12 protein-coding genes are annotated in these 12453 nt (G+C 74.4%); 5 read left to right on the forward strand and 7 right to left on the reverse strand.

Annotated features, from left to right (window positions below; genetic code table 11):
• Nucleotides 1-64 precede the first annotated feature (64 nt).
• Both BLV02_RS27430 and BLV02_RS27435 read left to right on the forward strand, forming a co-directional pair.
• Complete coding sequence (locus tag BLV02_RS27430) at nt 65-547, forward strand: RNA polymerase sigma factor (protein WP_281243457.1); 483 nt, start codon at nt 65-67, stop codon at nt 545-547.
• A gap of 281 nt (nt 548-828) precedes the next feature.
• Nucleotides 829-1395 carry a hypothetical protein gene (locus tag BLV02_RS27435; RefSeq protein ID WP_069112431.1) on the forward strand — a complete coding sequence of 189 codons (567 nt, stop codon included), beginning with the start codon at nt 829-831 and terminating at the stop codon, nt 1393-1395.
• Nucleotides 1396-1472: 77 nt separating this feature from the next.
• On the opposite strand, the gene trpS is transcribed toward BLV02_RS27435, so the two are convergent.
• Both trpS and BLV02_RS27445 read right to left on the reverse strand, forming a co-directional pair.
• Nucleotides 1473-2522 (reverse strand): tryptophan--tRNA ligase, encoded by a 1050-nt coding sequence (trpS, locus tag BLV02_RS27440; RefSeq protein WP_069112432.1) that lies wholly within the window; start codon nt 2520-2522, stop codon nt 1473-1475.
• A 154-nt stretch (nt 2523-2676) separates the two neighbouring features.
• On the reverse strand, nt 2677-3216 hold the full coding sequence (locus BLV02_RS27445; RefSeq protein WP_141711654.1) for a hypothetical protein: 540 nt from the start codon (nt 3214-3216) through the stop codon (nt 2677-2679).
• A gap of 268 nt (nt 3217-3484) precedes the next feature.
• Here BLV02_RS27445 and BLV02_RS27450 point away from each other — a divergent pair, with 268 nt between their 5' ends.
• The 3 genes from BLV02_RS27450 to BLV02_RS36775 all read left to right on the forward strand — a co-directional run bounded on the left by BLV02_RS27450 (nt 3485) and on the right by BLV02_RS36775 (nt 8929).
• Nucleotides 3485-8116: a DUF4011 domain-containing protein gene (locus BLV02_RS27450; protein ID WP_074946720.1), complete on the forward strand. Its 4632-nt coding sequence runs from the start codon at nt 3485-3487 to the stop codon at nt 8114-8116.
• Between the two features lie 152 nt (nt 8117-8268).
• Entirely contained in the window at nt 8269-8727 is a 459-nt protein-coding gene (locus BLV02_RS27455) for a CBS domain-containing protein (protein WP_069112435.1), read from the forward strand.
• A 64-nt stretch (nt 8728-8791) separates the two neighbouring features.
• Nucleotides 8792-8929: a hypothetical protein gene (locus BLV02_RS36775; protein WP_171906784.1), complete on the forward strand. Its 138-nt coding sequence runs from the start codon at nt 8792-8794 to the stop codon at nt 8927-8929.
• A gap of 328 nt (nt 8930-9257) precedes the next feature.
• On the opposite strand, the gene mscL is transcribed toward BLV02_RS36775, so the two are convergent.
• The 5 genes from mscL to BLV02_RS27480 all read right to left on the reverse strand — a co-directional run bounded on the left by mscL (nt 9258) and on the right by BLV02_RS27480 (nt 12332).
• Complete coding sequence (mscL, locus tag BLV02_RS27460; protein ID WP_069112436.1) at nt 9258-9647, reverse strand: large conductance mechanosensitive channel protein MscL; 390 nt, start codon at nt 9645-9647, stop codon at nt 9258-9260.
• Nucleotides 9648-9723: 76 nt separating this feature from the next.
• Entirely contained in the window at nt 9724-10350 is a 627-nt protein-coding gene (gene cpaB, locus BLV02_RS27465) for a Flp pilus assembly protein CpaB (RefSeq protein WP_069112437.1), read from the reverse strand.
• A gap of 81 nt (nt 10351-10431) precedes the next feature.
• Nucleotides 10432-10761, reverse strand: coding sequence for an FmdB family zinc ribbon protein (locus BLV02_RS27470; RefSeq protein ID WP_074946722.1), 330 nt, complete (start codon nt 10759-10761; stop codon nt 10432-10434).
• Nucleotides 10762-11049: 288 nt separating this feature from the next.
• A complete protein-coding gene (locus tag BLV02_RS37300; RefSeq protein ID WP_069112439.1) occupies nt 11050-11748 on the reverse strand; it encodes a hypothetical protein in 699 nt (232 codons plus the stop codon).
• Nucleotides 11745-12332 carry an RNA polymerase sigma factor gene (locus tag BLV02_RS27480; protein ID WP_069112440.1) on the reverse strand — a complete coding sequence of 196 codons (588 nt, stop codon included), beginning with the start codon at nt 12330-12332 and terminating at the stop codon, nt 11745-11747. The genes BLV02_RS37300 and BLV02_RS27480 overlap by 4 nt, the downstream gene beginning before the upstream one ends.
• Nucleotides 12333-12453 lie beyond the last annotated feature (121 nt).

The following is a 12453-nucleotide window of genomic DNA, read 5'->3' on the forward strand; positions in this document are numbered from 1 at the left end:
CGGAGCGGACTTCGACGAGATCCTCGCCGCGGCGCGCGCCGGTGCGCCGTGGGCGTTCGAGCGCCTGTACACCGACCTCGCGCCCGTCGTCGGCGGTTACGCGCGGCTGCAGGGATCGGACGAGCCCGAGGATCTCACCAGCGAGGTGTTCCTGGGCGTCTTCGCCGGCCTGTCGTCGTTCACCGGATCCGAGCAGCAGTTCCGGTCCTGGGTCTTCACCATCGCCTACCGGCGGGTGACCGACGAGCGGCGCCGGCGGTCCCGGCGCCCGGTGATCGTGGACGACGGCCCGGAGATCGACGAGCAGGTGGGCGGCGACGCGGAGGAGGACGCCCTCGTGCGGCTGGGCCGGCGGCGCGTGCACGAGCTGTGCGCGGGCCTGTCGGACGACCAGCGCGAGGTGGTGCTGCTGCGGATCCTCGGCGACCTGAGCGTCGACGAGGTCGCCGGCATCGTCGGCAAGTCCGCGGGAGCGGTCAAGGCGCTGCAGCGCCGGGGACTGAGTGCGTTGCGGCGGCAACTCGACCGGAGGGGCGTATCCGCATGAGCGGTGCCGGCGATGACAGAGCTGACATGACACCGACCACCGTTCCCGACGATGCGACGCTCGAGGCGATCCTCCGCGGTGTGCGGACGCCGCCCGGCGGCGACGACCTGACGGCGTTGTCGGAAGCGGTCGAAGCCATTCGAAGGAGTGCTGATGAAGCCGTCCCCCCAACGGCTGAACTCGCCCGCCGCATCGCACTGGGCGACTTCACCGGAGTGGCGCCGTCGCCGCTGCCGCGCGGGCACACAGTCCGCGCCAGGCTCGGCCGGAGGATGGCCGCGATGAGCCTGCGGACCAGGGCGGTCGTCGCGCTCGCGGCGATCTTCACCGGCTTCACCGGCGTCGCCGCCGCGGGAGCGCTACCCGACGCCGCGCAGCAGCGGGTCGAGTCGGTGGTCGAGAAGGTGACGCCGATCTCGTTCGACGAGCCCCAGGAGTTCGGCGAGGACGTCGCCGAGGACGCCCGCGACGGCGGCGTCGACGGCCAGGAGGTCAGCGAGGACGCGCAGGAGCTGGGCGGGAAGCCCGGCAACCCCGGCGACGGTCACGAACCCGAACTGCCCGGCCTGCCGACGACCGTCCCGACCACGCCCGGCGAGCACCGGCCGGACGACCCGGGCCGGCCGGACGACGCGGGCCGGCCGGACGACGCGGGCCGGCCGGACGACGCGGGCCGGCCCGACGACCGCCCGAGCACCGACCCGACGATGCCGGAGCACCCGGCTTCCGACCCGGCGGAGCCGCCCGTGACCCCCGACGAGCGGCCCGCCGACCCCGCCGATCCGCCGTCCGGAGCGGAGGATCGGCAGCCCACCGAGCTCCCTGAGCCCGGTGAACAGCGGCCCTGACGATCAGTCGGCCGCACTCGGGGCGCGTCTGGTGATCCCACCCTCACCAGACGCGCCCTGTTCTTCCCACCGCCTCTTCAATAGGCCGTCATCCCGAGCGCTTCCTGCACGTCCGCCAGCGTCGCCTCGGCCATCGCCGTCGCCCGTTCGGCGCCCGCCGCGAGCAGCGACCCGACCAGTCCGGGATCGGCCGCGAACGCCGTGCGACGCTCCCGCACCGGCCGCAACTCCTCGTTCACGACGTCGATGACCAGCGCCTTCAGCAGCGCCGAGCCGCCACCGCCGACCTGCGCCGCCACCTCGTCCGGCGCGACGCCGAGGCACAGCGCGGCGATCTCGACCAGTGACGACACGCCCGGCCGCTCGGCGGGGTCGTAGGTGATGTCGCGGCGGCCGTCGGTGACCGAGCGCCGGATCAGCCGCGCCGTCTCGTCGGCCGACGCCTTCAGCGCGATGGTGTTGCCGCGGCTCTTGCTCATCTTCTTCCCGTCGACGCCGAGCAGCCGTGGCGCCGGCGACAGCAACGCCTGCGGTTCCCGGAAGACGGCACGCCCGCCGGCATAGCGTTCGTTGAACCGCCGCGCGATCTGCCGGGTCTGCTCGACATGCGGCAGCTGGTCGTCGCCGACCGGCACCAGGTTGCCGTGGCAGAACAGGATGTCCGCGGCCTGGTGGACGGGGTACGTCAGCAGCAGCCCGCTGATCGACGCCAGCCCGGACGCGGCCGCCTCGTCCTTGACGGTCGGGTTGCGCTGCAGCTCGGCCACCGTCGTCAGCGAGAGGAACGGCAGCAGCAGCTGGTTCAGCGCCGGCACCGCGCTGTGCGCGAACACCGTCGTGTCGTCAGGGTCGATGCCGGCCGCGAGGTTGTCCAGGACGACCTCGCGCACGTTCGCGGCGATCTCGCCGGGCGACAGCCGGTCGGTGATCACCTGGTAGTCGGCGACGACGAGGAAGGTCTCGACGCCCTGGCGCTGCAGGCGGACGCGGTTGAGCAGCGTCCCGAAGTAGTGGCCGAGGTGCAGCGGCCCGGTCGGCCGGTCGCCGGTGAGGACGCGGTAGCGCGACGGGTCCGCCGCGACGCCGGCCGGGTCGGCCAGCAGCGGTGTGTCGAGGGTGAGGGTCATGACGCTCTCCGTTCGGTGGCAGGGCCACCGCGAGAGCTGTCACCTGTTCGGCCGCCGTCGCGGCGGCCGATGAACATGCTGAGGTGGGCCGCCTACGAAGGCAGCCACCACACCAGCACGAGGGACTTCACCCCTCCACCTTACCGTGGCGGCGTCAGCCGATCGGCGCGCAGTTCGCCCCGAGTTGCGTCATGCCGGCGACGAAGCCGGCGGTCAGCTCGGCGGCCTGGGTGACCTGGTCCTGGGTCACCTCGGCGGACGTGTCCGTCAGCGCGGTCCACGCCTGCGCGGCCTGGTCACCGGTGGTGACGGTGGCGCCCGCCTGCGCCTGCTCGGCCTCCTCGGCCGGCAGCGGCACATCGTGGACGGCGGCGACGAGCGCGCTCGTTCCGGCCGAGACCACGGCGAGGTTGGCGACGTCCAGCCGCACCTCGGGCCCCTGCGCCATGATCGGCTGCTCCGCCGCCACCGTGGTGCAGGCGTCGGTGACGCCGGCCGCCCAGTCCGCGAGTGTCCCGGACGGACGCGGGTCGCGGTCCGCGGCGGTGTCGTCCGATCCGCCGGACGCGACCAGCAGCACGCCGACGACGGCTGCGACCAGCAAGAACACCGCGGCCACGCCGAGAGTGAGACGAGTGCGGCGTGGCGGTGGGCGGTGGGCGACGGCCGAGGGGACGTCCTCGAGCAGTTTCACGACTCACACCTTTCGAGCCTGGCTTGGTTCCGGATCTCGCGTGTGCCGGAACCCTCGCCCCCCGTGGACCGGCGCCACTTTAGGCCATGACGAGGATCGGCATGGCACATACCCGCTCGCGCGCCGTCCACCGGGGCGGGACAAACCGGACAGCCTGCGGTTAAACCTGTGCACGTGTTCGGCTTGCCTCCCCACATGAGCGGGCTTCGCGAACTAGCCTCCGGGGTGTGAGGCATCCGGTTCCCCAGCTGTCGCTCCCGTGAGCGCCATGCGCAGCGACGCCGTCGCCGGCCCCGTTCCGACCCGGGCGGAGCTGGTCGCTCACGCCGTCGAACGGTGGAGCGGCGACCTCGCGGCGCTCGGCGGACGCGACCCGCTGCTGTCCTACCGCGACCTCAAGGTGGGCACGCTCGACCTCGCGGCCGCCGAGCCCGAGGCGCGCAAGCTGCTGCTCGAGGGCGCGCCGGTCCTGGTCTCCAAGCTGTTCCCGTACGAGCCGCTGCGGACGTCCGCGCTGCGGTCGGTGCGGGCCATCCGCGACAAGTCCCGCGAGCTGTCCCAGGAGCGCGGCATCGCCGTCAGCTACCTCGCCGTCGGCATCGCGACCTGGGCGAACCCGTTCGCGGCCCGCCGGCCGACGGCGCCGGTCATGCTCCGCTCGGCGGTCGTCGAGGCGCGCGACCCGGCCGAGACCGACTTCAGCATCACCATCGCCGACGACCCGTTCGTCAACCCGGTGCTGCTGTGGGCGCTGGACTCCCAGCTCGGGCTCCGCTTCGCCACCGACGACCTGCGCGACCCCTCCGGCCGGCTGCGGTACGCGACGGTGGTCGAGCGGCTGCGCGAGTTCGCACCGCCGCACGTCGTCGACGGCTTCGCCATCGCGCACCGGGCGGTGCTGGCGACGTTCACCACCGTTCCGCTGGCGCTCAGCCGCGACCTCGCCGCGCTCGGCGTCGACCTGCAGCGCAACGACGTCGTGGCCGCGCTGGCCGGCGACTCCGCCGCGCTGTCCGCCGTCGCCCGCACCGGCAGCCCTGCCGAGCTGCGCTACCGCGTCCTCGACACCGACACCGAGCAGGACGAGGTGGTCGCGGCCGCCGCCGGCGACGCTCACCTGCGGGTCGCCGCCGCACCCGGCACCGGCCGCACCCAGACCGTCGCTGCGCTGGTGTCCGAGCTGGTCGGACGGGGTCAGCGGGTGCTCGTGGTGGGCGAGAAGCGGGCCGTCCTCGACGACCTCGTCGCCCGCCTCGACTCCGTCGGCCTGCGCGATGTCGTCCTCGACGCGGGGCGCACGCCGCCGGCCGCCGCCGTCCAGCAGATCGCCGAGACCGCCCGCCGGCTGCGGCAGGCCCGGCCCGGCGAGTTCGAGCACATCACGCCCGGCACCGCCGCCGCGCTGGCCACGGAGCTCGACGGCTACCGCGACGCGATCCACGCCATCCGCCAGCCGTGGGGCTCGACGGCGCACGAGGCGATGGTGCTGGTCGCGACGGCGCAGGAGTTCGCCCGCACGCCGGCACGGGTCGACCCCGACGTCCTCGGGCGGGCCGGCAGCACGGCGCACGTCCGCCTGCAACTGCGCGACTTCGCCAACATCGAGGGCCTGACGCTGACGGAGTCCGGCTCGCCGTGGTTCGGCTCCGACGTCCCCGACATCCGGGCCGCCGACGCACTCTTCGGCACGGTCACCGAGCTGCGCGAACGGGCGCTGCCGCGGCTGAAGAACGCCGCCACGCGGGCCGCCGTCGAGGTCGGGCTGGCCGGGCCGGGCAGCGTCGCCGAGTGCCTCGAGACCGTCGACCTGCTGGCGTCGGTCGGGCGCACCATCGAGACGCTGGGCGCGCAGATCTGGGACGAGCCGCTCGACGAGCTGGCCGCCGCCACCGGCGACCGCGCCTACCGCGCGTCGCAGGGGGTCGAGTCCGGCTTCCTCGCCCGGCGCAAGCTGCGCAAACGGCTCGCCGACCTCACCGGCAAGGCGGGCCGGCAGCACCGTCCGCGCCAGCACGAGGGCCTCATCGCCGCGCGGCAGCAGCTGGTCACGTGGCGCGAGCGGTCCCGCGACGGCAAGGCGCCGCGCACCGGGCCGCACCTCGCCAACGCCGTCGACGCCGCGAAGGGCGTCCGGCACGCGCTGGCCTCGCTCGCCGACGGCAACCCGCGCACCGCCGACCTCGAGCACCTCTCGTTCGCCGACGTCGCGAAGCGGCTGGACGAGCTGATCGCCGACGCCGGTCACCTGCGCTCGCTGCCGCGGCTGTACGAACTGCAGGCCGAGTTGTCCGCGGCCGGGCTCGACGACCTCATCGCCGAGCTGCGCCGGCGCGGGATCGGCGCCGACCAGGTCGAGGCGGTCTTCGACTACGCCTGGTACTCGTCGCTGCTGGACCTGTGGCGTTCCACCGATTCCGCGCTCGGCCGGTTCGACCGGTACGCGCACGACCGGCGGCTGGAGGAGTTCCGGGCCGCCGACATGGTCGAGGTACGTGCCGCCGCCGGCCGCGTCCTGGAGGCGCGGCGGGCCCGGTTCGCCGACGTCGCCGCCGAGCACGAGGGCCAGACTGCCGTCCTGACCGAGTCGCCCGACAGCGCGCTGCCGGCCGCGCCGCGCGCCCTCGTCGAGGAGGCGCCGGACCTCGCGCTGGTGACCGTCCCGTGCTGGGTCGCGTCGCCGCTGGCCGTGGCTGAGCTGCTGCCGCCGCGGCCGCTGTTCGACGTCGTCGTGGTCGAGGACGCCGGCCGGCTCGCCGTCGCCGAGGCGGTCTCGGCGCTGGCCCGTGGCGCCCGCGTCGTCCTCGTCGGCGACGACGACGTCGCGCGCCCGCCGTTCACCACCGCCGTCGAGCCCGCGCCGGACCCCGACGAGCAGGAGGGGCCCTGGGCGCAGGACCCGCCCGCGTCCGTCGTCGACCTGCTGCGTGAGGCGCTGCCCGAGCGGCTGCTCACCGGGCAGTACCGCGTCCGCGACGACCGCCTCGTCGGCTTCGCCGCCCGCACCACGCACGCCGCCCGCCTGACGACCGTCCCCGGTGTCGGCGGCACCGACCGCGTGACCATGGAGATCGTCGACTCCGACCCCATCGCCGACGACCCCGTCGACAGTTCGTCCGACGAGGTCGGCCGCGTTGTCGACCTGGTGCTGGACCACGTCCGCAAGCGTCCGCACGAGAGCCTGGGCGTCGTCACGCTCGGCCCGCGGCACGCCGAGCGGCTCGACGCGGCGCTGCGGCACGCGCTGATCCGGGCCCCCGAGGTGGCGCCGCACCTGCGCGGCGACCGCGCCGAGCCCTTCTTCATCAAGGACGTCGAGCGGGTCTCCGGCGACGTCCGCGACGCGATCATCCTCACGCTCGGATACGGCCGGTCGGTCGACGGGCGCATTCTCTACCGCTTCGGCGCCCTGGGCCGGCCCGGCGGCGAGCGGCGGCTCAGCGCGGCGACCCTGTGCTCGCGCGAGCGGCTGACCGTCGTCGCGACCTTCGGCGCCGAGGACCTCAGCCCGCGGCGGCTGACGACGCCCGGTGCGCAGGCGCTCGGGCAGTTCCTGGCGTACGTGCAGCGGGGTCCGCAGCCCGACTGGGTCGAGGGCGCCACGGCGGCGCCGGGCCGGTCCGGCCTGCTCGCCGAGACCGTCGCCGAGCGGCTCCAGGCGGCCGGCGTCGAGGCTGAGATCGTGCTCGGCCACGGCGGGCCCGGCGGTGTCGCGGTCGCGGTCCGGCACCCGACGCGGCGATCGCGGTTCGTGCTGGCCGTCGAGACCGACGGTGAGACGTACGCGGCCCGGCGCAGCGCGCGCGAGCGGGAGCGGCTGCGGCAGGAGCAGTTGACGCGGCTGGGCTGGACGGTGCACCGCATCTGGTCGGCGGCGTGGGCGGCCGACCCGGACGCCGAGACCGAGCGGCTGCTGGCGACGTACGAGCAGGCGGTCCGCGACGCCGACGCCTACGACTGGGCCGTCGCGGCGGCCGAGGCCGACATCGTGGCGGGTATGCCGGAGGACGAGCCGTTCCCGGCGCAGGGGACCGTCGCCGCTCAGCGACCGCCCGTCGGTCAGCGGTCGGTGCCCGCCGCCAAGGGAGCCCCGCGGCCGGCGTCCGGCCAGACCGCCGCTGCGCCCGGCGACGCCGGGCAGGCGCCCGCCGAGCGCCCGTCGCCGCCCGGCGAGGCGTCCGCGTCCGGCAAGGCGGCAGCCGACCCAGCGGCCGGCGTGGCCCCGACGACAGACGGCGGGGCCGCACCCTCGGGCGCGACGACCGCTGACGGCGAAACGACGGCGGCCGGGAGCGCCCAGACCGCGGATCGCTCCGCCTCGAGCACCACGTCCACCGCCGACGGCACCTCGGCCGCCGACCCCGCGACCGCTGACCCCGCGTCGGCCGCTGGTAACGCGTCGTCCGCGGGCGGCAGTGCTGCGACGACCGGTTCGGCAACGGCGGACGGCAAGGCATCCGCCGCCGGCAACGCCACGGCCGCCGGTCCGGACGCCCCGCACGGCACGTCGTCCACGTCCGGCACCACCGCGGCCGCTGATCCGAAGGGCGCGAAGGGGAAGGCGTCGGCCGGATCATCCACGTCCGGCGACTCCGCGGCGGCCGGGGCCTCGCCGACCACCGCCGGCCCGGAGCCCGTCGGTTCCGATCCCGACGCGGAGCTCGAGCCGGTGCGTCAGGGCAACCGTCCGCTGATCGTGAGCGGCCGGTCGGTCAGTGACTACACCGGCCGCGAGCTGGCGGCGCTGGCCCGCTGGACCGAGTCCGACGGCGTCGGCCGCCGCGTCGATGACGTGGTCGGGCTGCTCGCCACGGACCTCGCCCTCGACCTCGCGGACCCCCGCACCACCGACGTCCTCCGCCACGCCGTCCGCGTCGCCCGCGCCGGCTCGCCCGCTGCCTGAAACCGACGGCCTCGCGCCGCCGGTTCACCCCTGACCGGAGCCCGTCCACCGGCTGACCTGGCGGATCCGGAAATCGGCCGCCGGTCTCACAGGATGGTGTTCTACGCTGGTGATCTTCCAGCCAGTGAGCCGTTCAGGGGGAGCAGACAACCGTGCGCGTCGACGAGATCATGACCAACCCCACCATCACCGACTCCACCACGGGGACGCTGCGCAGCGCCGCCGAGCAGATGTGGAGGCAGCAGACCGGGTCGGTGGTCATCGTCGAGGGCGACGAGATCGTGGGCATCATCACCGAGCGCGACGTCATGCGAGCGGTCGGCCGGGGCGCCGATCCCGACGAGGCGCCGATCACCGAGGTCATGACGCGCGAGGTCATCACGGCCGAGCCCGGCACCCACGTGCGTGAGGCGGCCCGGTTGATGGCGCAGCACTGGATCAGGCACCTGCCGATCGTCGACGACGGCAAGCTGGCCGGCATCCTGAGCCAGCGTGACGTCATCGGCGTGTTCGCGGCACTCTGGTACGAGACCGGTGCGCCGGAGATCGACGTCGACAACCTGGTCCGGCAGCGCCGGCTCGCCCGCGTCGAGGCGGGCGACCTGGACTGAACCAGCGGATCGAACGGCCGGCGGCGCCGGCCCTACGGTTCGACCAACGAGAGGAACGACGGGCATGAGCAGCGCATCCGGGTGGGAGGACGACATCGAGGTCCTGCCCGACACCACCACCGACGAACGCCCGACCGGCTGGGGCGACGACGACGCCTCCAACGACGCGCGGCTGCTCGAGGAGCGCCCGCCGCACTGGTGAGCTGGCGGTCGTCTGACCTGGTGACGGTCTGGCCCGGTGACGGCTCGACCGGGCGGCGTCCGACGCCACACGGTGCCGCGCGAAGGGGACGGGGACGACTGTTCCGGCTCGGTGACCTGAGCGCCAACTGTTGGCGCTCAGGTCACCACGCCGGGAGAGATGCCGGACCCAACCAGCCGGACCCCGACACGGCCGCGTCCGACAGAGCCGCGTCCGACAGGGCGGCCGCCCGGCCTTCGCGGCCGTCGGGCCCGGCTACCCGCCTGACCTGGCCGTCGAACGGGCGCCGGCGACGTACACGGCGGGCGCCCGTTCGGCAGCCGGAGGCTCAGACGCGGTCGCGCAGGGCGTCGCGGATCTCGCGCAGCAGCAGGATCTGCTCCTCCGGCTCGATCTCCTCCTCGCCCTCCGGCTCCTTGGCCCGCATCTCGCGCATCTTGTTGATCGGCACGACGATGAAGAAGTAGATGGCCGCCGCGACGCAGAGGAAGTTGAAGATCGCGGCAAGGATCAGCCCGATGGAGAAGTGGGCGTCGTTGATGGTGAAGTTGCCGACGGCCGTGAGGTCCGGCTTACCGAAGATCGCCGCGATCAGTGGGTTGATGAACCCCTCGACCAGCGCGTTGACGATGGCCGTGAACGCGGCGCCGATGACCACCGCGACCGCCAGTTCGACGACGCTCCCCCGGCTGATGAAGTCCCTGAAACCCTTGAGCATGCGCTCTTCCCTTCTCCCGTGCAAGGACGCTTGGCCGGGCACACCTTAGCCGTTGAAACGTCGTGATCAGGGGAAATCACGACACACCGACGATGAACGACAGCCGCGACGTCACGGCGGCAGTGGCCAGACCGGCGGCCTGATCGGGCGTGGCGGCGACGAGCACCAGCGCGCCCTCGACCAGGCCGCCGTCGCCCGCCGCGGGCACCATCAGCACAGGCACGTCCGCCGCGACGACGTCCGTGCGAGCCGCGCCGTCGAGCGTCGTGGCCAGCAGGTCGATGCGGTCGCCGGGCCGCAACTGGCCCACCGCGCCCGCGTCGGCCACGCGCACCGGCGTCGCGACGACGTCGTCACCCCAGCCCTCGAGCAGGCCGGGGCCGAGTAATCGCCGGTCGGTGATGGGCTCGCCGGCCCGGACGGGCGCCGCGAGCAGCGCACCGGCCGCCTCGGCGCGTCCGACGGAGCCGCCGGGGACCACGTCGGGCGGTAAGGCCGCGACGGTCAGGTCGTCGTCGGCGAGGACGGCACCGCCGGGCAGGTCGCGCGCGGCCACGACCACGTCGACCGTCGGCGGTGCGCCGGGCGACGCGGCCTGGATGGCGAACGCGACCGCAGCGGCGGCCAGCCCGGCGGCGAGCAGCCGACGATGCCAGCCGGCCGCGCGGAGCAGGCGCTGGAGGGCGGAGCGGAGGTCGTCCATGTCGACGACGCTAAGCGCTTCGGAACCCGCCGAACGGGTTGTCCACAGGGCCGATTCGGGCCGGCCCCGCCTGTGGATGGATCAGGCGGCGGGGGAGGAGGCCTTCGAACCGGAGGAGGAGTCCTTCGTGGTGGTCGAGCTCTTCGTCGACGAGTCGCCGCTGCTCTTGCTCGAGTCGCTCGACGACGACGAGGAGTCCTTGCTGCTGCTCGCCGGCGTGCTGGACGTGGTGGTGGAGCGGCTGTCGTTGCGGTAGAAGCCCGAGCCCTTGAACACGACGCCGACGGCGGAGAACACCTTGCGCAGGCGGCCGCCGCAGGCGGGGCACTCGGTCAGGGCGTCGTCGCTGAACTTCTGCACGGCCTCCAAGGGCTCGCCGCAGTCAGTGCAGACGTACTGGTAGGTGGGCACGCGTGGATCCTCCTGGGTCGCCGCCGAAGGCCGACGGCTCTTAGCACTCTCAACCCTCGACTGCCAAGAATAATGCCCGGTCCGACCCGGCATTGTCCACGCGGGCATCTCCGGCCCGCGCGCACGGCCTGTCCGCCGCGGCCGGCTGCCTGCCCCCGCCGCACGACCCCACCCGATGCCCAGCCGCCTGAACGCCGTCGGAGGCTGTTCGTGCGCGCGGCCGCCTGGGTATGGCCCGCCCCGGTCCGGGAGGGACCCCACCCTACGGGTGGGCACCGACAGTCGCGTTCACGTTTGCACGGCGACGACGACGCCCACAGCGGCGACGGCCCAGAGCACGCTGGCCAGCGTCCCGATGATGAACCGTTCCGCCGCCGCGGGCCGGCGCAGCTCCGGATAGCGGCCGAGTCCCTTGACGCCCAGGACGAGCGCGAGCCCTTCCGGCCAGCCGGCGAGCAGGGTGACGGCGACGGCGACGCGCTCGAGGGCGCCGATGGACGTGCCGCCGCGCAGGGTCTCCGGGTCGGACACGGCCGCCGTGGCGTCGCCGCCCACGCCGTCGCCGCCCGCTCCGCCATCGTCCGCGGACCCGATGCCGACGGACTCGGCGTCAGCGGCACCGACGTGAACGGACCCGGCGCCGACGGCTCCGACGTTGACGGACCCGGCGACGGAGGGCGCGGTGATGGAGGACCCGAGGTCGGCGGTGCGGCGGTCGGCGACCCGGAGCAGCGCCGTCGCGATGACGCTGCCGCCCGTGACCGCGGCGACGACGGCGGCCGCACGGGCGAAGTTGAGCAGTCCGTCGCCGGCCGGATCGCCGCCGAGTCCGAACAGCGCCGCCGCTCCGGCCAGCACGATCGGCACCGCGGCCGCGGCCAGCCACGTCGCCGTTCCGGCCGAGGGCCGGCGGTGCTCGACGGCGTACCAGACGACGGCTCCGGCCACGGCTGCGGCGGCGAGCAGGACCACCGCTGCGACGGTCATGCGGCCTCCTGGAGCAGCCGCGTCACGACCGGCCGGGCGTCGCGTTCCTGCTGCCAGAGCGCGACCGCGAGCCGCTGCCCGACGGCTTGGCGGGTGACGCCGAGGATGTCGGCGGCTTCGGCGAAGGTGTGGCCGGCCTCGACGAGGTCGACGGCGGCCCAGCCGGCGGCGCTGCGCCGTGCGATGACGGCCGCGACGAGCGTCAGGACGGCGTCGGCCTCTTGCGCGCGCTCGGGGTCGGTCCCGGCGACGGCGACGTGTTGCGGCCGCAGCTTGGCGGCGTCGAGCGCTTCGCGGGCGTGGATGAACGCGGGCCCGCGCGCGGACCGGGTGCTGCCGGGCAGCGGCTCCTCGACCGGCCCCGCGCCGATGCCGACGCTCCACGCGTCGACCCGCAGCAGCAGCAGCGCGGCGTCGACGGCGGCGTCGGGCTCGGCGAGCACGCCCTGGAACTCGTCGCCGGCGGTGCGCTCGAACGTGAGCAGCGGCTCGTGCACCAGCTGCTTCAGCGTGGACAGGGCGTCCTCGACCAGGTCGCGGCCGCGGCGGCTGCCGCGTTGGTCGACGGTCAGGACGAACGGCACAGTGCAAGGCTACGGCCTGGCGTCCACAGGTGCAAGGCTGAGGGCTTTCTTCACCGGGAGGAAACCCCAAGGCCTTGCCGTCGAGGCACACCGGTGACGGCAGTCAGGCCGCCGTGATCGG

The organism is Jiangella alba (genome assembly GCF_900106035.1).
Taxonomy (GTDB): domain Bacteria; phylum Actinomycetota; class Actinomycetes; order Jiangellales; family Jiangellaceae; genus Jiangella; species Jiangella alba.